The organism is Actinoplanes sp. NPDC051405 (assembly GCF_055586185.1).
In genome coordinates this window covers 15,639-35,743 of the sequence record NZ_JBVJIR010000006.1, presented here as the reverse complement: position 1 = coordinate 35,743, position 20,105 = coordinate 15,639, and the positions used below count along the sequence as shown (strand labels likewise).

At 74.5% G+C, this 20,105-nt stretch carries 16 protein-coding genes; 9 read left to right on the top strand and 7 right to left on the bottom strand.

The features are described from left to right. Window positions 1-14 precede the first annotated feature (14 nt). Both ACZ6S4_RS14810 and ACZ6S4_RS14805 read left to right on the top strand, forming a co-directional pair. A complete protein-coding gene (locus ACZ6S4_RS14810) occupies window positions 15-1,382 on the top strand; it encodes a sensor histidine kinase (RefSeq protein WP_465475745.1) in 1,368 nt (455 codons plus the stop codon). Next, on the top strand, window positions 1,379-2,053 hold the full coding sequence (locus tag ACZ6S4_RS14805) for a response regulator (protein ID WP_465475439.1): 675 nt from the start codon (window positions 1,379-1,381) through the stop codon (window positions 2,051-2,053). Before ACZ6S4_RS14810 ends, ACZ6S4_RS14805 begins: the two co-directional genes overlap by 4 nt. 10 nt (window positions 2,054-2,063) lie before the next feature. Here the strand turns inward: ACZ6S4_RS14805 and ACZ6S4_RS14800 are convergent, their stop codons facing one another. Next, on the bottom strand, window positions 2,064-2,876 hold the full coding sequence (locus tag ACZ6S4_RS14800) for an SAM-dependent methyltransferase (RefSeq protein WP_465475438.1): 813 nt from the start codon (window positions 2,874-2,876) through the stop codon (window positions 2,064-2,066). Between the two features lie 96 nt (window positions 2,877-2,972). On the opposite strand from ACZ6S4_RS14800, the gene ACZ6S4_RS14795 reads away from it, so the two are divergent. Then, a complete protein-coding gene (locus tag ACZ6S4_RS14795; RefSeq protein WP_465475437.1) occupies window positions 2,973-4,184 on the top strand; it encodes a PP2C family protein-serine/threonine phosphatase in 1,212 nt (403 codons plus the stop codon). Between the two features lie 8 nt (window positions 4,185-4,192). Here ACZ6S4_RS14795 and ACZ6S4_RS14790 read toward each other — a convergent pair whose 3' ends face one another. Then, a complete protein-coding gene (locus tag ACZ6S4_RS14790; RefSeq protein WP_465475436.1) occupies window positions 4,193-4,591 on the bottom strand; it encodes an ATP-binding protein in 399 nt (132 codons plus the stop codon). A gap of 361 nt (window positions 4,592-4,952) precedes the next feature. On the opposite strand from ACZ6S4_RS14790, the gene ACZ6S4_RS14785 reads away from it, so the two are divergent. Together ACZ6S4_RS14785 and ACZ6S4_RS14780 are read left to right on the top strand one after the other, a co-directional pair. Then, window positions 4,953-6,374, top strand: a complete 1,422-nt coding sequence (locus tag ACZ6S4_RS14785) for a sugar porter family MFS transporter (RefSeq protein WP_465475435.1) — start codon at window positions 4,953-4,955, stop codon at window positions 6,372-6,374. Between the two features lie 25 nt (window positions 6,375-6,399). Beyond that, entirely contained in the window at window positions 6,400-7,746 is a 1,347-nt protein-coding gene (locus ACZ6S4_RS14780; RefSeq protein WP_465475434.1) for a DNA polymerase IV, read from the top strand. A 6-nt stretch (window positions 7,747-7,752) separates the two neighbouring features. On the opposite strand, the gene ACZ6S4_RS14775 is transcribed toward ACZ6S4_RS14780, so the two are convergent. Further along, complete coding sequence (locus ACZ6S4_RS14775; RefSeq protein ID WP_465475433.1) at window positions 7,753-10,962, bottom strand: BTAD domain-containing putative transcriptional regulator; 3,210 nt, start codon at window positions 10,960-10,962, stop codon at window positions 7,753-7,755. A 131-nt stretch (window positions 10,963-11,093) separates the two neighbouring features. Here ACZ6S4_RS14775 and ACZ6S4_RS14770 point away from each other — a divergent pair, with 131 nt between their 5' ends. From ACZ6S4_RS14770 to ACZ6S4_RS14760, 3 genes are all read left to right on the top strand, one after another. Continuing rightward, the gene (locus ACZ6S4_RS14770; RefSeq protein WP_465475432.1) at window positions 11,094-12,284 is read left to right on the top strand and encodes an SGNH/GDSL hydrolase family protein; all 1,191 of its coding nucleotides are present in this window, start codon (window positions 11,094-11,096) and stop codon (window positions 12,282-12,284) included. Further along, entirely contained in the window at window positions 12,281-13,342 is a 1,062-nt protein-coding gene (locus tag ACZ6S4_RS14765) for an FAD-dependent monooxygenase (RefSeq protein WP_465475431.1), read from the top strand. The genes ACZ6S4_RS14770 and ACZ6S4_RS14765 overlap by 4 nt, the downstream gene beginning before the upstream one ends. Window positions 13,343-13,409: 67 nt before the next feature. Then, window positions 13,410-14,198: an SAM-dependent methyltransferase gene (locus ACZ6S4_RS14760; protein ID WP_465475430.1), complete on the top strand. Its 789-nt coding sequence runs from the start codon at window positions 13,410-13,412 to the stop codon at window positions 14,196-14,198. Window positions 14,199-14,208: 10 nt separating this feature from the next. On the opposite strand, the gene ACZ6S4_RS14755 is transcribed toward ACZ6S4_RS14760, so the two are convergent. The 4 genes from ACZ6S4_RS14755 to ACZ6S4_RS14740 form a co-directional block, all read right to left on the bottom strand. Further along, window positions 14,209-14,964: a cellulose binding domain-containing protein gene (locus ACZ6S4_RS14755; protein WP_465475429.1), complete on the bottom strand. Its 756-nt coding sequence runs from the start codon at window positions 14,962-14,964 to the stop codon at window positions 14,209-14,211. Between the two features lie 85 nt (window positions 14,965-15,049). Next, on the bottom strand, window positions 15,050-15,418 hold the full coding sequence (locus ACZ6S4_RS14750) for a DUF742 domain-containing protein (RefSeq protein WP_465475428.1): 369 nt from the start codon (window positions 15,416-15,418) through the stop codon (window positions 15,050-15,052). After that, window positions 15,415-17,130 carry a sensor histidine kinase gene (locus ACZ6S4_RS14745; RefSeq protein WP_465475427.1) on the bottom strand — a complete coding sequence of 572 codons (1,716 nt, stop codon included), beginning with the start codon at window positions 17,128-17,130 and terminating at the stop codon, window positions 15,415-15,417. Before ACZ6S4_RS14745 ends, ACZ6S4_RS14750 begins: the two co-directional genes overlap by 4 nt. Beyond that, window positions 17,127-19,622: a helix-turn-helix transcriptional regulator gene (locus ACZ6S4_RS14740; protein ID WP_465475426.1), complete on the bottom strand. Its 2,496-nt coding sequence runs from the start codon at window positions 19,620-19,622 to the stop codon at window positions 17,127-17,129. Before ACZ6S4_RS14740 ends, ACZ6S4_RS14745 begins: the two co-directional genes overlap by 4 nt. A gap of 200 nt (window positions 19,623-19,822) precedes the next feature. Between ACZ6S4_RS14740 and ACZ6S4_RS14735 the strand changes: the two genes are divergently transcribed. Next, the coding region (locus ACZ6S4_RS14735; protein ID WP_465475425.1) for a hypothetical protein at window positions 19,823-20,105 on the top strand (283 nt) is incomplete at its 3' end.

Below are 20,105 nucleotides of genomic sequence, written 5' to 3'. Positions count from 1 at the left end.
AGTGTCGCTGCGTGATGGCGCGTGCGGAAACGGAGCAGGAGCACAGCCCGGCGGCGCCCGGCCGGCGCCGGCTCCTGCTCTCGCGTCTGCCGCGGGCGGTGATGGCGATCCTGCACGCGCTCGGGGCTCTCCGCCCCGTCATCGCCAGGGTCGGCGGGCCGGCCGCCGATTCCGTGGCGGCCCTGGGCCGGCGTAACCGCCCGGTGCTGAAGTGGCTGCTGCCCTGGCTGATCGCCGGCTTCCTCGCGTTCACGCTGCTACCGCTCAATGTGACGCTGGCGGTCACCGAGTTCGACGTGTTCCCGCTGATCGCGTTCGTGGCGGGCATCGCGCAGAGCGCCGCGCTGGTGCTGATCCTGCTGCGGCCCCGGGCGGCGACCGTGCTGCAGTTCGTGGCCGTCGCGGTGTTCGCGACGGCCATCCCGCCCGACTCCGGGTCGACCTGGCCGCTCACCGTGACCGGCCTGTTCACGCTGGTCGCGCACATCGCGCTGGTCGCCGCCTGGGCCGGCCGGCGGACGGCGCTGGTGACCTGGTCGGGCAGCGTGCTGCTGCTCACCGTGGTGGCGCTGCTCGATCCGCGGGGCCGGACCCTCACGGACGGGCTGACGATGATGATCCTCTACCCGATCCTGTCGACGCTCGCCCTCGGCGCCGTGCTGATGATCCGCGGCTGGCGGGAGGTCCGCCGGGAGCTGGCCGACGCGCGGCACGACGTCGAGGTCGAGCAGAGCCAGCGGGCGGTCGCGGAGGAACGCACCCGGATCGCCCGCGAGCTGCACGACGTCGTCGCGCACAGCATGTCGGTGATCCACATGCAGGCCACCTCGGCGTCGTACCGGATCAAGGACCTGGATCCGGAGAGCAAGGCCGAGTTCGCCCGGATCGCCGCCGGCGCCCGGTCGACCATGCGCGAGATGCGCCAGCTGCTGGCCGTGCTGCGCGACGAGAGCGCCGACCCCGAGCTCACGCCGGTGCCCGGGCTGGGCCGGCTGCCGGAGCTGATCGAGTCGGCCGGTCGCGCGGGCGTGCCGGTCGAGCTGCGCGAGGCCGGGACGGTACGCGAGGCAGCACTCCCGGAGAGCGTCGCCCTCGCGGCATACCGGATCATCCAGGAGTCGCTGAGCAACGTCATCCGGCATGCGCCCGGCGCCCGTACCACGATCTGTCTCGACGTCGAAGGCCCTGATCTTGTGCTCACGGTGGTGAACGACGCGGCGGCGCAGCCGGCGCAGCCGATGGAGGCGCCCGGCCGGGTCAGTCACGGGTTGCCCGGGATGCGCGAGCGGGTCCGGCTGGCCGGCGGTTCCCTGGCGGCCGGCCCGCGCGCCGAGGGCGGTTACCGGGTCGAGGCGAAGCTGCCGATCGGGGGCGACGAGTGATCCGCACGCTGATCGTGGACGACCAGTCGATGATCCGGGTCGGCATCCGCGCGATCCTCGAGGCGCAGGACGACATCACGGTTGTCGGCGAGGCGGAGAACGGCCGGCTCGGCGTGCAGCGCTCGCGCAGCCTGCGCCCGGACGTCGTGCTGATGGACGTCCGGATGCCGGTGCTGGACGGGCTGGCCGCGACCCAGGAGCTGCTCGGCCCGGACCGCACCGAGGGGCACACGCCGCGGGTGCTGATGCTGACGACGTTCGACCTCGACGACTACATCTATGCCGCGTTGCAGGCCGGCGCGAGCGGCTTCCTGCTCAAGGACAGCGAGCCCGAGGACCTGCTGCGGGCCGTCCGCGTGGTGGCCGGCGGCGAGGCGTTGCTGGCGCCGAGCATCACCCGCCGGCTCATCGAGAACTTCGTCTCCGCCCGGCCGCGGCGCCCGGCCGGCGCCACGGCGCTCAACGGCCTCACCGACCGGGAACGGGAGGTCCTGCGCCTGCTCGCGCTGGGCCGGTCGAACGCCGAGATCGCCGCGTCGCTGTTCATCGCCGAGCAGACCACCAAGACCCACGTGAGCCGGATCCTGCAGAAGCTGGGCCTGCGCGACCGTGTCCAGGCCGTGGTCTTCGGCTACGAGACCGGCCTGGTCACCCCCGGTGGCCAGGGCTGAGGCGGTGCCGTCAGCCCTTGCGGCCCACCGCGGCCCACAGGTTGATGTCCGAATTCACGGGGATGTGGGCGCCCGGCTCCGGCCGCCACTCGCTGGCCGGCACCACGCCCGGCTCGACCAGCTCCAGTCCCTCGAAGAGCTCGCTGAACTCCGCCCGGCTCCGGGTCCAGACGTCGGACTTGCCCTGCTCGACCAGCTGCTGATAGAGCGCCTGCTGCTCGGGGGTGCCGAAGTCGGAGGTGGCGTGCGTGGCGACCAGGTAGCTGCCCGGCGGCAGCGCGTCGACCAGCCGGCGCACGATCGGCCGGGCCGCACCGTGGCCGTGGATGAAGTGCAGGACGGCGATCAGCATCAGGCCGACCGGCTGCGTCAGGTCGAGCGTCTCGTGCAGGACCTGGTCGCCGAGGATCGCGTCCGGATCGTTGAGATCGGCCTCGATGTAGGCGGTCCGGCCCTCGGGGCTGCTGTCGAGCAGGGCCCGGGCGTGCACCATGACGAGCGGGTCGTTGTCGACGTAGACGATCCGGCTGTCGGGGGCGTGCCGCTGGGCCACCTGGTGGGTGTTGTCCGCGGTCGGCAGGCCGGTGCCGATGTCGAGGAACTGCCGGATCCCGGTCTCCGCGGCGAGGAACCGGGTGGCCCGCTGCAGCAGCGACCGGTTGGCCAGCGCGCCGAGGCGTACCTTCGGGAACAGCCGTTCGAGCTCGTCGCCGGAGGCCCGGTCGGCGGCGAAGTTGTCCTTGCCGCCGAGCCAGTAGTTGTAGCGCCGGGCGGGATGCGCCTTGGTCGGGTCGATGCCAGGGGTCGCTGCGCTCGTGTCCACGGCAGAACGATATCGCCGGGCCCGTCGCGCCGCGCCGACGGTCCACCCCGTGGGTGCCTGGTACGTGAGCCGGTCGCGGGGCTCTAGGCTGCTCGTGTGGTGGAGGCCGAGGGCATCAAGGACACCGAGCGGTTGCGCCGGCTCGAGGCCGTCACCGACATGGCCCTGTCCCGGATGGCCGCCGCCGACCTGCTCGACGAGCTCCTCGACCGGGTCCGCGATCTGCTCGGCGTCGACACCGCGGTGATCCTGCTGGTGGACGCCCACTCCCGTCATCTCGTCGCCACCGCTGCGAAGGGCCTCGAGGAGGAGGTGGAGCAGGGCTTCCGGGTGGCGATCGGCCGCGGTTTCGCCGGCCGGGTCGCGCACACCCGGCAGCCGGTGGCCATCGACGATGTCACCCCCGACGACGTCGTGAATCCCATCCTGCTCGACAAGGGCGTCAGATCGCTGCTGGGTGTCCCGATCCTCGCCGGTGACGAGGTGGTCGGTGTCCTGCACATCGGCAGCCTCACCCCGCGGGTGTTCACCGCCGACGACGTGCACCTGTTGCAACTCGTCGCGGACCGCGCCAGCCGGGCCGGGCAGATCCGGTCCAACAAGCTCGACCAGGCGGCCGCGCTGGCCCTGCAACGCAGTCTGCTGCCCACCCTCCTGCCGGGAGCCGCTGGCGTGGACATGGCCGCCCGCTACGTGCCGGGGCACGACTTCGGCATCGGCGGGGACTGGTACGACGTCTTCGCGCTCCCGTCCGGCTGGCTGGGCGTGGTCATCGGGGACGTGTCCGGGCACGGCCTGGCCTCGGCGGTCGTGATGGGCCGGGTCCGTAGTGCCCTGCGCGCGTACGCCCTGATCTCCGATGATCCGGCCGAGGTCCTCACGTTGCTGGACCGCAAAGTTCATCACTTCGAGACCGGCAACCTCACCACCGCGCTGTACGCGATGATCAGCCCCGATCGCACCGCCGTGCACATCTCGCTGGCCGGGCACCTGCCACCGATCCTGGCCGCACCGGGACAACCGGCCGGCGTGCCGTACATACCCGTCGGCCCGCCGCTGGGCATCGGCCGCCCGGCCCGGGTCCGCACCACCACGATCATCGACTTCCCGCCCGGTGCGGTCCTGGTCAGCTACACCGACGGGCTGGTCGAACACCGCGGGGAGATCATCGACGTGGGGATCAAGCGGCTGGCCGACGCGATCCGGCCCGCCGCCGCCGAGGCGGTCTGCGACGCGATCATGGCGAGCACCGGGACCGAACGACCCACCGACGACATCGCCGTGCTGGTCGTCCGCCGCTGCCTCTGAAACCTTCGTCAGCGGGTCGCGGCCGCTGTGCCGGGCTGGTCGGTCAGCGGCACCTCGGCCCAGACGACCTTGCCGTGGTCGCTGGGGCGGGCCCCCCAGGCCCGGGCCAACGCCCCGACCAGCAGCAACCCTCGTCCGCCGATGCGGCGAGGATCCGGCCCGTAGGCGCGGGGCAGCTCGGAGCTGGTGTCGGTGACCTCGATCCGGACGGCGTCGGCGCGCCGGTGCAGCAGCAGCTCGCCGCCGTCGCCGGTGTGCTGCACGACGTTCTCCACCAGCTCGGTGATCACCAGCAGGGTGTCGTCGACCAGCTCGGGGGTCTGCCACTGGCCGAGGACCTTCCGGGCGTGCTGCCGCACAGCCGCGTAGTCGGTGCGGTGAGCGAACGACAGCCGCATCGGGTCCATGACAGCTTTCTACCCTCCGTGACGCCGATTACGCCCGCCGGGGGTCCGCACGGTCGGTCATGAATGCGACTCACTCCGGTCGCGGTGGGGCAAACGCGCGACGACGCCGGTGCGTGGGGATCTGGGACATCCTGATCGACGTTGGCAAGCGTGGCCGGGCCTCGGGCACGCGGCCATGATTCTCGGCGAGCGATACGCCCGGGCGCAGGGCGCGCACACGCTCGGCCTCAGCATCTACTCGGCTGAGGTTCGGCGACGTTCGTGAGCGGCGCAAGCCTCCCGGCATTGATGATGTTAGTTCCGGTTCTCCCGGGGCACTGCCGGGCCCACAGGTGAATGGTGACTGCGCCGGGAGGCCGAGATGAGCCAGACCGATCAGGACGGGCCGGGGACGCAGCTGTCGCCGCCGAGGCGCGAGGACCGGCTGACGGGCTCGGTGATCGTGGTCGCGCTCGTCTCCGCCGTCTCGGGCCTGCTCTACGGCTACGACACCGGCATCATCTCCGGCGCCCTGCTGCAGATCGGCGAGGACTTCGGCATCGGCCACCTGTGGGAGCAGGTGATCGCCGCGTCGATCCTGGTGGGCGCGGTCATCGGGGCGCTGACCTGCAGCCGGCTGGCCGAGCGCCGGGGCCGGCACGGCACGCTGCTGCTGATCGGCATCGTCTTCGTCGTCGGGTCGCTCGCCGCCTCGCTCTCCCCGGATCCGGTCACCCTGTCGCTGAGCCGCCTGGTCCTGGGCTTCGCGGTCGGCGGCGCCACGCAGACCGCCCCGGTGTACGTCGCCGAGCTCGCGCCGACCGCCTACCGGGGCCGGCTGGTGCTGTTCTTCCAGATCGCGATCGGCGTCGGCATCGTCATCGCCACCGTCGTCGGTGCGGCCCGGGTCATCGACTGGCGCGTGGCGATCGGGATGGCCGCCGTGCCCGCCGCGATCATGTTCGCCCTGATGCTGCGGCTGCCGGAGAGCCCGCGCTGGCTCGCCCGGGAGGGCCACATCGACCGGGCGCGGGAGGCACTCACGCGGGTCAGGCACCCGGACGCCGACCTGTCCGGGGAGCTTCAGGAGATCAAGGACAACGTACGCGCCGAGAAGCAGGCCAGTACCCGCGGCTGGGCCGGGCTACGGGCCGCTTGGGTGCGGCCGGCGCTCGTGGTCGGCTGCGGGCTGGCGATCTTCACCCAGCTGTCCGGCATCGAGATGATCGTCTACTACACGCCCACGATCCTCACCGACAACGGCTTCTCCGACTCCACGGCGCTGCGGGTGTCCGTCGCGCTGGGTCTGACGTACCTGATCGCCCAGCTCATCGGGCTGGTCATCATCGACCGGGTCGGCCGCCGGCGGCTGACCCTGCTGACCCTGCCCTGCTCCGCGGCCGCGCTCGTCGTGCTGGGCTGGTTCTTCGTCTCCGGCAACGACGGCAAGTCGATGATCCCGTGGATCGTCGCGACGCTGATCGCCTTCATGGCCTTCACCGCCGGTGGCATCCAGCTCATGGGGTGGCTGACCGGGTCGGAGATCTATCCGCTGGCCACCCGGGCGGCGGGCGCCGCGGCCCAGTCCGCGTCGCTGTGGGGCACCAACGTGCTGATCACCCTGACCCTGCTCAGCACGATGAAGGCGATCGGCACGGGACAGACCTTCTGGATGTACGCGGCGTTCAACGTCATCGCCTTCTTCTTCCTGTACCGCAAGATGCCCGAGCTGACCGGGCGCAGCCTCGAGCAGATCGAGGATCACCTGGCCAAGGGGAAGTTCAAGCCCGCGGACTTCGCCTGACCCCGGCCCGGTCGACACTGGGAGGGTGAGACGTGAGCCGAGCATTCTGCATGTGGATCTCGATGCGATGTTCGCCGCCGTCGAGCAGCGCGACAAGGTGTCCCTGCGGGGCCGGCCGGTCATCGTCGGTGGTGTCGCCGGGCGTGGGGTAGTGGCGACCGCCTCCTACGAGGCCCGCGCGTACGGCGCCCGGTCCGCGATGCCCACCGCGGAGGCCCGGCGGCGGTGCCCGCCCGGTACGGCGTTCCTGGCACCTCGTTTCGGCGCGTACCGCCGCACCAGTGAGGTCTTCATGGCGTTGCTGGCTGACGTGTCGCCCGTGGTGGAGCAGGTCTCCATCGATGAGGCGTACGTCGATCTCGCCGCCGGTGACCACGACCTCTCCACCGCCGGGGTCACCGCGATCGCGCGGCGGCTGAAGGCCGCCGTCGCGGCGGCGACCGGCGGGATCACCGGCTCGGTCGGCGCCGCCTCCTCCAAACTCCTCGCCAAGATCGGTTCCGACCTCCGCAAACCCGACGGGCTGCTGGTCGTCGCGGCCGGCGCGGAACGCGCGGTGCTGCACCCGCTGCCGGTCGGGCGGCTGCCGGGCGTCGGGCCCACGACCCAGGAACGGTTGCGCCGCGCGCAGGTCCACACGGTCGGTCAGCTCGCCGCGGTGGCCCTGCCCGACCTGATCGAGTGGTTCGGCCAGGCCCATGGCGCCGGGCTGTACCGGCTGGCCCGCGCCGACGACGACCGCGCCGTGGTGACCGAACGGGAGGCGAAGTCGGTGTCCGCCGAGGAGACCTTCGACGTCGACGTCGCCGACCGGGCCCGGCTGGTCCGGGAGCTGGACCTGCTCGCCGCCCGGGTCGGCGGCCGGTTGCGGGCCGGCGGGATCTCCGGGCGGACCGTCACCGTCAAGATCCGGCACCACGACTTCACCACGATCACCCGGTCGCTGACCCGGGACCAGCCCACCGACGATCCCCGGCTGGTCGCCGAGCTGGCCCGGCGGCTGCTCGCCGACGTCGACACCGCGGCCGGCATCCGGCTGCTCGGGGTCGGGATGACCACGCTGACCGACTTCGCGCAGGACGACCTGTTCAGCTCTTCCGCCCCCGCCGCGCCGGACGTCGATGCGGCCATTGCGGTGCCGGAGCTGGTGAAGCCGTCCGTGCCCGCCGAGCCGCTGTCGGCGCAGTGGCGGCCCGGGCAGGACGTCCGGCACGACGAGCACGGACCGGGCTGGGTCTGGGGCAGCGGGCTGGGCCGGGTCACCGTCCGCTTCGAGGGTCCCACCACGCCGCCGGGACCCGTGCGGACGTTCGCGGTCGACGACCCGGAGCTGCATCCGGCCGAGCCGCCGGACTGGACCGCACCCGCCTGAGGCCGGTCACCGGCCGAGCCGGCCCGGGTCGACGGTGGTCACGGCCGTCTGCGCGTCCAGCTCCCAGCCTTTCCCGTACGCCGCGGCGAAATCGTCCACGCCCAGCGCGGCCCGGCCCCGGCGGCTCAGCTCGCGTACCTGCCGGTCGGTGCGGTCATGCGCGCCACGCAGCCGGGAGGCGGCGCCGAGCAGGACAGCCGACTCGTGATGGTCCCCGTACGCCTCGGCGAGAGCGGCGATGTGCACCGCCACCTGGGCCAGGATCGGCAGGTCGCCGGTTCGCAACGCGGACGCGTACGCCTGCGCCAGCGCTCGTTTCGCGCCGGTCCGGTCACCGGCGGCCAGCAGCAGCCCGGCGCGCACGCTGCCGACCATCGTGCGCGCGTCGTCACCGGGGAACGGAGAGTCGCCGCGCAGACCCTCTTCGGCGGCGTCGAGCAGCTCCCGCGCCCGGTCCGGGTCGCCCAGCCGCAGCCGAAAGCCGGCCTCCCACGCGTCGACCAGGAACAGCAGCTCCGGTGCCCGCGCGCGGACAGCCCGCTCCCGGGCCGAGCCGATCGTCGCGAGCGCCGGGCCGGTGTCGCCGCGGCGCAGGTGCAGATCGATCCAGCGCAGGTCGAGGAACACCTCGTCACCCCGGCTGAGCGAGCCGAACGCGCCGGCCAGCGACCGGGCCTCGCGCAGGTCGGCCAGCGCGCCGTCGAGGTCGTCGTCGTACTGGCGCAGCTGGGCGCGCATCGGCAGCACGGTCGCCTGGCCCCAGCGGTCGCCGGCCTGCCGGAAACCGGCCAGGGCCGCGGTGATGTCGGTACGCACCTCGTCGAGCCGGCCCGCGTTCTCGGCGAACTCGGCCCGGAACATCCGGGCCAGCCCGGCCAGCCACCCGTCGGCGCCGGCCGCCATCCGCTCGATGAGCGTCAGCGCGGCCTGCTCCTCCCGCAGGAAGGCGAGGGCGAGGGCGGCGAGCGCGCCGGCCGGTCCGGGCAGTTCCGGGTACGCGAGCAGCCGGCCGGCCGTCCCGCGCAGCTGTGCGGCGGTCTCCCCGGCTGTCGTCCCCGGCCCGGTGTCGAGGCGGTTGAACAGGTGGATCGCCCGGGCGCAGTCGCGTTCGGGCGTGGGGCCGCCACCGGGCACCGCCAGGGCCTCACCCAGCCAGTACGCGGCGTCGGGGCGCCGGCCCAGCATGTGCCAGTACCAGGTCAGGTGCAGAGCCAGAGTGACCGCGCCGGGGCTGTCGCCGGTGTCGCAGCGCCGGCGCAGGGCGGCCAGGGTGTTGTCGTACTCGGCGCTGATGAGCCGCAGGGCGGCCGGCTGTCCGGGCCCGCGCAGCTGCGGATCGGACCGGGCCAGCAGCGCCGCGAAATGGTCGGCGGCCAGGTCGCGGGCGGTGCCCAGCGCGCCCGTCGTGGCCAGGCGGTCGATGCCGTACTCGCGCAGCGTCTCCAGCATGCGGTAGCGGCCGGGCTCGGGCGCGAGCTGCAGCAGTGACCGGTCGACCAGGCTTGCGAGCAGCTCGGGGAGCTCGTCGGCGGGCACCGCGGTGCCCGCGCAGACCGCGGCGGCCGAGGCCGGTGTGACACCGCCGGGCAGGATCGAGACGCGCTCGGCGACCGTCCGTTCGGGTTCGCTGAGCAGCTCCCAGCTCCAGGCGATGACCGCGCGCAGCGTGCGGTGCCGGGGGAGCGCGGCGCGGCTGCCGGTGGACAGCAGCCGGAGGCGGTCGGTGAGCCCGGCGGCCAGCTGGGGCAGCGACAACGTCCGCAGCCGGGCCGCCGCCAGTTCGAGGGCCAGCGGCATCCCGTCCAGGCCGCGGACCACCTGCACGACCTCGGCCAGTGTGGACTCGTCGACGCGGAAGCCGGGGCGGACGGCCGTGGCCCGCTCGGTGAACAGGCGCACCGCCGCCGTCTGCCGTGCCGCCTCGACGCTGTCGTCCGCCGCGGGCAGGGCGAGCGGGCCGAGCGGCACCAGGGTCTCGCCGTCGACCGCGAGGGGTTCGCGGCTGGTGGCCAGCACCCGCAGCCCGGCGCAGCGGGCCAGCAGCGCCGCGGCCAGCTGCGCGACGGCGTCGATGAGGTGCTCGCAGTTGTCGACCAGCAGCAGGCTCTCCCGGCCGCCGAGCTGCTCGGCGAGCACCTCCAGCTCGTCGCCCTCGACCCGGGCACGTGCCTCGAACATCGCGCCGCCGCGCAGCCCGGCCCCGGCGAGCACGGCGGCACCGACCTTGGCCGGCTCGGTGACCGAGGCGAGGTCGATGAGCCAGGCGCCGTCGCGGAAGTCGTGCTGGTGGCGGCGGGCGGCCTCGACGGCGAGGCGGGTCTTGCCGGCACCGCCCGGGCCGAGCACGGTGACCAGCCGTCCGGCGGCGAGCAGGGTGCCGATCCGGGCGAGGTCCTCCTCGCGGCCGATGAAGCTGGTCAGCGGCGCGGGCAGGTTGCCGGGCCGGGCCCGTGCCGTGCCGGCGGCGGGGGCCCGCAGCAGGCGCAGGTGGCGTTCGTGCAGGGCGGCGCCCGGGTCGGTGCCCAGTGCCTCGGCCAGGGCCTGCCGCGTCTGTTCGTACCGGGCGAGGGCGTCGCCCTGGCGGCCCTGCGCGGCGAGCGCGTCCATGAGGAGCGCGGCCGCCCGCTCGTTGACAGGTTGCTCGGCGAGCAGCGCGGTCAGGCGGGTGGCGGCCACGTCGGCGCGGCCCAGCATCAGCTCGGCCTCGGCCAGGTCGGCGACGGCCTCGACCGAGATGTGGGCCAGGCGGGTCGCGGCTGCGGGTGCTACCGCGGCGACAGCGGCCGGCTCGGCGCCGGGACGTTCGCCCCACAGCGCCACGGCCCCGTCGAGCAGGGCCGCCGCGGCGTGCGGGTCGCCGGCGCGCAGGCGGTCACGGCCGGCGGCGGCGAGCTGCTCGAACCGCAGCGCGTCCACGTCGGCCGGGTCGAGGGCCAGCCGGTAACCGCCCGCGACCTGCGCGAGGTCACCGGCCGCGCCGAGGATCCGGCGCAACCGCGAGACCAGGGCCTGCAAGGCGTGCGCGGCGCCGGCCGGCGGGTCCTCGGCCCAGATCGCGTCGACCAGGACACCGGGCTCGACCGACCGTCCGCCGGCGAGCGCCAGCCGGACCACGAGTGCTTGCAACCGCGCGCCCGCGATCGGCAGCGCGGCGTCCCCGTGGGACAGCCGGAAGGCGCCGAGCAGCGCGACGCGAAGCCCCCCGCCCTCGTCCATCACCTGATCTTCGCGCGGGCACCGGGAAGTCCCCAAATCAGTGCGTGTGAGCGCCGTGTGCGCCCGGTGTGAGCGCCCGGCCGTTGTCTCGGTCCCGGACGGATCACCACCACGAACGACGGAGGCACCGGATGAGCCAGATGAACACCACGGACCAGGGCTGGGTCCGGACCTGGAGCGCCTCGCCCCAGGCGCCCGACGCGTCGGTCTCGGCCCTCGAGCCCTTCGCCGACACCACCCTGCGCCAGGTGGTGCGGCTCAGCGGCGGCGGGCGCCGGGTGCGCGTCCGCTTCACCAACGAGTACGGAACCACCCCGCTGACCATCGGCGCGGCGCGGCTGGGCCGGGCGGCTCCCGGCGGGGCGATCGAGCCGGGTAGCGACCGGGAGCTGACCTTCGCCGGGCGGCCGGCCGTCGACGTCCCGGCGGGCGCCCCGGCCCTCAGCGACCCGGTGGACCTGCCCGTGGCGGCTCTCGCCCACCTGGCCATCAGCCTGTACCTGCCCGGCCGGGTGGAGACCTGCACCACCCACGGCTCGGACCTGGACGGCGGCTGGTCCATCCCTGGTGACGCCGTGGCCGCCCCCGCCCTGCCCGGCGGTGCCGTGCCGCTGCCGGCGCAAGGTCTGCTCTCGGCGGTCGAGGTGCTTCCCGACGGGCCGGCCACGGCCGTCGTCACGCTCGGCGATTCCCTCACCGACGGCGCCGGCTCGACCCCCGGCGCCGGCCACCGGTGGCCGGACCTGCTGGCCGGGCGTCTCGCCGGGCGGGACGGGCCCGCTGTCCACGTCTGCAACCAGGGCATCAGCGGGAACCGGGTGCTCAACGACGGGTTCGGGGCCTCGGCCCTGGCCCGCTTCGACCGTGACGTGCTGGCGACACCGGGCCTCGGCCACGTGGTGGTGCTCGAGGGCTCCAACGACCTCGCCATCTCCTTCGCCCCGCGCGACGACGGGCCGATGGGCGAGTTCCTGATGATGTTCCCCGGTGCGCCGGTGACCGCGGACGACCTCATCGCGGGCTACTGCCAGCTCATCGCCCGAGCACACAGCCGCGGCGTGAAGATCTACGGTGCGACGCTCACGCCGTACGGGGGCTCGGATGTCTTCGCCCCGGCGGGGGAGAGCGCGCGGCAGGCGGTCAACGCCTGGATCCGTACCGGTGGTGGTTTTGACGCCGTGCTGGACTTCGATGCCGTCTGGCGGGATCCGGCCGATCCGGCCCGGCTCCGGGACGAGTTCGACGCGGGCGACCACCTGCACGGCAACGACGCCGGCTACCGGGCCCTGGCCGACTCCGTCGACCTGGCGCTGTTCGCATGAGGCGCGCCGTGCACGACGTCGTGATCGCGGGCGCCGGCCCGGTCGGTCTGTTCCTCGCGTGCGAGCTGGGCGTCGCGGGCTGCTCGGTCCTGGTGCTCGAACGTGATCCGGAGCCGGACTCGCCGTGGAAGGCGATGCCGCTGGGCATGCGGGGACTGTCCGTCACGTCGGTCGAGGCCTTCTACCGGCGCGGGATGGCGGTACCCGGGCACCTCGGCATGATGGACGTCGACGACGGCGCGTTCGATCGTTCCCGGACACCGGCCCGGGAGCATCTGCAGGCGGTGCTGCGCCGGGTCTCCGGCACCGAAGTGACGCTGAGCAACGTGTGGTTCGCCTCCACCTTCACCGACCGGGCGATGCAGGCGACGACCTACCGCCGGGGACGGATCCTGCTCGCCGGCGACGCCGCGCACATCCATTCGCCGCTGGGCGCACAGGGCCTCAACCTGGGCCTCGGCGACGCCCTGAACCTGGGGTGGAAGCTGGCCGCGACCGTGCACGGGCACGCGCCGGACGGGCTGCTCGACACCTACGCCCGCGAGCGTCACCCGATCGGCGCCGCGGCGCTCGACTGGACCCGCGCCCAGGCGGCGGCCATGCGGCCGGACCCGCACGGCCAGGCGGTCCAGGCGTTGATCCGCGACCTGATCGCGACCCGGGACGGGACGACCTACGTGTACGGCAAGCTGTCGGGCTCGGCCATCCGCTACGACCTCGGCAGCGATCAGCCGCTGGTCGGCCACAACGCCCCGGAGTTCCGGCTCCGGGACGGCGCCCGCCTCGGCGACCTGCTGCGCGACGGACACGGCGCCGTACTCGCTTTCAGCCCCGGCCGATCCCTGGCCGAGCCGGCGCACCGCTGGCGGAGCCGGCTGCGCTATGCGGCCGGGCCGGCGCACAACGATCTCGGCCTCGGTGCCGTGCTCGTCCGGCCCGACGGCACCGTCGCCTGGACGGGTGATCGCGACCCCGGCCGGGCGGCGTTCGAGCGGGCGGCGTTCGAGCGGGCCGCGACCCGCTGGTTCGGGACCCCGGCGAACGGAGCCGCGCGGTAGCGTGGACGCGGCAGTCTAGGCTGGCGCGGACCTGCCGACCAGTACCGTCCGATTCGGAGAGTGGCACGTGGCGAGCGACGAGCAGCAGCACCCCAAACTGGACACTTCCGTTCCCCAGACCGCCCGGATCTGGAACTATCTGCTGGGCGGCAAGGACAACTTCGCCGTGGACCGGGCGGTCGGCGACCAGATCCTCGTCGGCCAGCCCGCGCTCGCCGAGAACGCCCGGCTCAGCCGCGCGTTCCTGGCCCGGGCGGTGCGCTACCTGGCCGGCGAGGCCGGGGTGCGCCAGTTCCTCGACGTCGGCACGGGCCTGCCCACCGCCAACAACACCCACGAGGTGGCCCAGTCGGTCGCCCCGGACAGCCGCATCGTCTACGTCGACAACGATCCGCTGGTGCTCGCGCACGCCCGGGCCCTGCTCACCAGCAAGCCCGAGGGCGTCACCAGCTACCTCGACGCCGACATGCACGACATGGACCTGGTGCTGCGCGAGGCGGCCAAGACGCTGGACTTCTCCCAGCCGGTCGCGGTCCTGTTCATGGGCGTGCTCGGCCACGTCGAGGACGACGCCGAGGCGCAGTCCATGGTCAGCAAGGCGCTGGCCGCGGTGCCGTCGGGCAGCTACCTCGCCCTGTACGACGGCACCGACATCAGCGCCGAGGTCGTCGAGGCGGCGCGGCTCTGGAACCAGTCCGCCGCGTTGCCGTACCACCTGCGCAGCCCGGCCCGCCTGGCCCAGCTCTTCGACGGCCTGGAGCTGGTCGAGCCGGGCCTGGTCTCGGTCACCCGGTGGCGGCCGGAAGCCGAGTCCCCCGAGATCGACCAGTACGGCGCGGTCGGCCGCAAGCCGTAAGGTCCGGCGTTCAGTCCCCGCAGCGGTTGCCGTCGATGCGGCAGTCCTGCGGGGTCGCGTCGATCAGCGTCGCGCCGTGCACCTCGAAGGCCAGCTCGACCGAGCCGCCCGCCGGCACCCGGGAGGTCGCGGCGTCCGGCGTGAAGGTCCACACCGAGCCGTCCTGCGCCGCGGTCGCGCCGCTGACCCCGGAGACCCGCAGCGTCGACCGGGGCAGCGTCACCGTCACCGTCCAGCCGTCCTTCGCGCTCGTCCCGGGGTTGGCCACCGTGACCGCCATCCGGTAGCCGAGCAGCCCGGCCGTGACCGACGACGTCCGGTACGACGCGGTCAGCGGGACCGGAGCGTTCTCGGTGATCGGCACCTTGGCCGACACCGACGGCGCCGGCCTGGTCGCCGCCGTGGTGGGACCGCTCCGGGCGTCGCTCGGGGTCGCGGTTGTGCCCACCGCCTCGGGAGTCGTCGTCACGTCCACGCTCGGCTGCGCCGTCCGGGACGCCAGGCCGGGCAGGGCGGCCGCCCGGTCGGGTGGCGGCGTGCCGCCGTCGGGCGCCCGCACCAGCATCACGACCAGCAGGGCGGTGCCGGCCAGCGCGGCCACCACCCCGGCCACCAGCAGATAGCGTCCGACGCCGCGCCGTTCGCCGGCCTCGCGGACCTTGGGGGTCGGCGTCGCGCCGGAGTGGACGGCCGCGACCAGCCGCAGCACCCCGTCCAGGAGCACCACCACCAGCGAGCGCGGCGGCCGCGAATCGGTGTCGTTCATCTCAAGCCTTCGTGGATCGGGAGCCGGCTGTGCGCCGGGACGTCGAAGGTGCTTCGGAAGCCGACAGTGTCCAGGAACGCGATCATCACAGTGAGCGCAGCCCGCTGAGGAGCCGCTGGAGCACGGCGGGGGAGGAGTCGCGCTTGCCCTCGGCCGGCCCGCCGGTGCTGATGAGGCCCGCCGCGCGCAGCTCGCCGAGCAGCAGCCGGGTCGGCCCGAGCGGCAGGCCCAGGTGCACGGCCATCTCGGGCAGCGCGATCGGCCGCCGGGACAGCCGCAGTGCTGCCTGCTGGTCGGCCGACAGCCCGTCCGGGGCGGTGACGCCGGGAGCACAGTGGATCATCGTGCTCAGTTCGAAATCGTGCGGCACGGTGGACCGGCCGCCGACCCGGGCGTACAGGCGGACCAGCGGGCCGGCGTCCTCGTCGTACCACGCCTCGTCGGAGATCGTCACGATTGCATCACCGGCTCCAGGTCGTCGAGCGTCGGTTCCTCACCGGTCACCTGCTCCTCCGGGTCGGCTGGGGCCGGACTGATCAAGGCGGGTGGGACGGTCACCTCGGCGGCCAGGCCACCGTCGGCGCCGTTGTGCAGCTCCACCGCGATGCCGTTGCGGGCGGCGAACCGGCCCACCGCGTACAGGCCCCACCAGGTGCCACCGGCCGGCGGATCCTCCCCGGCCATCACCTGAGCCGCCGTGACCAGGTCGTCCTCGTCCATCCCGGGCCCGACGTCGGTCACCGTGAGGCGATAACCGGACTCCTGCGCCGAGCCGGTCACCCGTACCCGGGTCTCGGCCGGCGCGAACATCGTCCCGTTCTCGATCAGCTCGGCCAGCAGGTGCATCAGGTCGGTCACCGCGGCCCCGGCCAGCAGGACCGGCTCGACCTGGGAGGTGGACACCCGGCCGTACTCGCTGATCTCGGACGCGGCACCGCGCACCACCTCGCCGATCGGCACCGGGTTGCGCCAGCGGCGGGCCGGCGTTCCCCCGGCCAGCGTGATCGACTTCTCCAGGTTGCGGCGCATCCGGTTGGCCAGGTGGTCGGCGCGGAACATCTCACCCAGCGTCTCGTCGTCCGACTCCCGCCGGGCCAGCGTGTCGAGCAGCCGCAACTGCCGGTGCAGCAGGCCCTGGTTGCGGCGTTCGAGGTCGCGCAGCAGCGGTTCGAGCCGGGACGACGGATCCCCGGCCGCCCGGTCGGTGCCCGGCCGGCGTTCGCCGCCGGAAGCGGTGGCCCGGCTGCGCGACCGGCGCGCCACCAGGAGTACGGCGATGACCGCGATCAGCCCGACCCCGCCGACCAGCCCCGCCCGCACCACGGTCACGACCGCATGCCCGGTGGCCGCGTCCGCCGCCGCCCGGGTCCCGCTCGCCTGCAGTTCCCACAGCCCGGTGTTGACCTGGTTGTACGCCGCCGACCAGTCCGGCGCGCCACCGGTGCCCGCCAGCAGCCGGCTCTCGGCCGCGGCCAGCCGGGTGTCCGCGGCGAGCTGCTGATACTGCGTCGCCGTGGCGGCGGGCAGGTCACTGCCGGCCGCCACGAACAGGCTCCGCCGCGCGCCGGACAGGGTGGACAGCCGTACCCGGTCGGCCTCGGTGAGCCCGCCCCGGCGCCCGGCCGTCGCGACCAGCTGGGCATCCTCCTCGGCCAGCAGCTCGCGGGAACGGCTCAGCGCGGACAACCCGGCGGAGGACCCGGCCAGCTGGTCGGGGAAGACCGTCGGCGTCCGCAGACCCGCCGGGTCGATCAGCGCGGTGTACGAGTCGACCGCCCGCTCACGCACCACCTGACCACCGTCCACCGCGGCCCGTACGGCCGGCAGCCGGTCGGTGTGCTCCAGCAGCGCGTCGGTCTGCCGGGTGGCGTCCGTGTCGGCCAGCCACGTGATCCAACTGTCCCGGGTGGTCCGCAGCTCCTGCCGGCTCCGATCGGTACGGGCCCGCTGGGCAGCCAGCTCCGGGCCCGCGGGCGACTCACCGGCCGACAGCCGGCGTTCCGCCTCCAGGGCGAGCACCAGTGTGCCGAGCGGCCGGCTCAGGTGGTTCGCGGTGAGCCGGGCCGACATCACCTGCACCGCCTCGGTGACGGCGGGCACGGCGGCTGCCGCCCAGAGCGCGACCAGCAGCGCCAGGCCGGTGATCACCTTTGTCAGCGTGCTCATCGCTGCTCCCCCGTACCGATCAGGGCGCGCAGCCGGGTCAGCAGGGCCTGCCGGTCGGTGACCCCGAGACGTTGCCGGATGCGGGCCATGTGATGCTCCACGGTCTTGGCCGAGAGGTAGAGCCGCTCGGCCACCTGCTTGTAGGTCAGTCCCTCCAGGACCAGGGCGGCGACCTCACGCTCGCGTTCACTGAGCAGTTGCGGGCCGCCCTCGCCGGCCCGCGAGCGGGTGCCCACGGCCGGGGCGGACTCGTGCGGCCCGGCGATCCGCTCCTGCAACGCGCGGGCACAGTCGAGCAGCAGCGTCATCGCCTTGCGGTCGGCGGTCCGGATCGCCGCCTGACCCACCAGCCGGGCGCCGTCCCCGGCCAGCCCGAGTGCGCTCAGCCCGCGGGCCGCGGCGACCACCGCGTCCGGGTCGGCGGTGTCGGTCAGGACGTCGACCCACTGCGCGGCGGCTGCCGCGACCGCCTCCGTGTACGGGCTGAAGCCGCGCATGCCGGCCAGGGACTGCGCGTGCCGGGTGGCCGCGTCGTGGTCCTCGACGAGAACCGCGGCGTGCAACCGGCTCCAGTGCAGCGGCGCGCTCCACAGGGGTGGATCGCCCAGCGCGGACAGCAGCAGGTCGGCCTCGGCCAGCTGCCCGGCGACCCGGTGCTGCTCACCGAGCCGGGCGGCGGCCACCGCGAGCTCGCCCAGCGGCAGCAGGGTGAACAGGTCGACCGGCTGGCCGATCAACGTGTGACAGGCGTCCGGCCAGGCACTGCGCAGCCCGACCAGGTCGCTGGCCCGGCGGCTCAGCCCGACCTGCAACGCGGAGGCGAACAGGCGATCGCGTCCCCGCCGCCCGGGCAGCAACGCCGCGCGCGCCTCGCCGATCCGGCCGCGCAGCAGCATCGTCCAGGCCTGCAACAGCCGGTGCCGGTCGGCCAGCAAGGTGCCGCCGGTCGCCGCTTGGACCGCGCGGGCCAGCAGCGCGTCCGCGGTGTCCAGCTCGGCGCTGTGCAGGGCGATCGTCGCACCGAGCGCGGCCGGGCTGTCCGGCAGCAGCACGGCCGGACCGGCCGGCTCGATCATGGTGGCCGCCTGCACCAGCGCCGACAGCGCCGCGGTCGGAGTGCCCCGGACCGATTCGGCCATGCCGCGGGCCATCAGCGCCGCGGTCGCGCTGAGCGAGGTCGGCGGCTCGCCGGTGCCCGACGCGTCCAGGGCCTCGGCGTCGGCCGGCCGTCCGACACCGATCAGGGCGACCGCGCCGAAGCCGGCCGTGACGGTGGACGGCGACCACTGGTACAGGGCGGCGGCCTGGGCGGTCTGCCCACGGTGGGTGAGCACGGCCGCGGCGACGTACGCGGCCTCGGCGCGTTGCTCCGGCGTGCCCGCCGCCAGCGCCTGATCGGCCAGCCGGGACGCCTCGTCGAGGTCCCCGGCCAGTGCCGTGGCCAGCGCCCGGCGGGCGGCGGTGGTGCGGCCGGCGCCGGCCGCCGCGGCGAACAACCGGGCGGCCAGCTCGGGGTCGTCGCCCAAAGCCTCCTCGCCGGCGGCCTCGTAGACCTTGCCGAGCCCGGTGCCGGCCGTACCGGGGACCAGGGCGCCCCTGCTGTCGCCGGCGTCGCGCAGCAGGGGCCGGACCAGCGGCAGGACCGGCCCGCCGCGTTCCAGCTGCAGCCCGGCCAGCCGCTGCCGCACGTCGATCCGGTGCCCGATCGAGCCGAGCGCGGCGATCGCCTGCCGGGCCAATGGCACCAGCGTGCCGTCCGCGGCCAGCAACCCGGTGGCCCGGCCCGCGTCGACCAGCCCGGCCACGGTCTCGGCGTCCCGCTCGAGCAGCGCCGCGACCAGCTCGAAGGAGAGCCCGGCGCCGGCCTCCACGGCCAGCAGCAGGGTGCGCAGGTCCGGATCGAGCTCATCCAGGTCGGCCGCGAACGCACTGAGCGCGGCGACCGGCACCCGGCGCGCGGCGGCGTCGGCCTGGGTGAGCGCGTCGGCCACCCGGGCGACGTAGCGCGGCACCCCGCCGGTTCGTTCGGCGACGAAGGCCACCAGGTCGGGGGACGGGTCCGGGACGACGGCGGCCAGCCGGGAGTGGATCTCCCCGGCGGTCAGCGCGGGCAGCTGCACCGGGCGCCGCGCCCGGCGCAGCGCATCGACCAGGGCCGGCAGGCCGGCCGGGCGAGGCCATGGACGGTACGCGACAACGATGCGCGCCTCCGGCCGTTCCGCGTACGCCCGCAGCTCGTCGAGCCGGGCCGCGGGCAGCCGGTGCGCGTCGTCGGCCAGCAGCACCTGGTCACCGCTGGCGTCGACGGGCCGCCACGGGGTGACGACCGTGACCCCGGCCCGCTGCCAGAGCCCGGCCAGCTCCCGCAGCAGCACGGTCTTGCCGAAGCCGCCCGGCGCGCCGACCACGGCCTGCAACGGCGCGAACGGGTCGGCGGCGACCTCGGCGAGCAGGTCGGCGGCGGGGGAGCCGGCCACGGAACCGGTCAACATGGGTGTGCTCATCGCGCGTTCGCCCGCACCGCGGCGACATCGACCGGCGGGCGCGAGGGCCGGTCCTGCGCCCGGGTGTCCCGGCTGATCTCCGGCCACGACGCGGTCGCCGGACCGCCCGCCACGCCCGGCTGCCCCGCTGCGTCCAGCAGGCCCGCCACACCCGTGAGCCGGCCGCCCGGGAGGTGCGCGTCGGGCAGTTGGCCGTCCAGCAGCTGATAGCCCGCAGGCTGTCCGGCCGCCGACTGACCGCCCGGCAGTTGACCGCCCGGCAGTTGACCGCCCGGCAGCGGGCCGCCCGGCAGCGGGACGCCCTGCAGCGGGACGCCCTGCAGCGGGACGCCCTGCAGCGGGACGCCCTGCAGCGGGACGCCCTGCAGTTGGCCGCCCTGCAGTTGGCCGCCCTGCAGTTGGCCGCCCTGCAGTTGGCCGCCCTGCAGTTGGCCGCCCTGCAGTTGGCCGCCCTGCAGTTGGCCGCCCTGC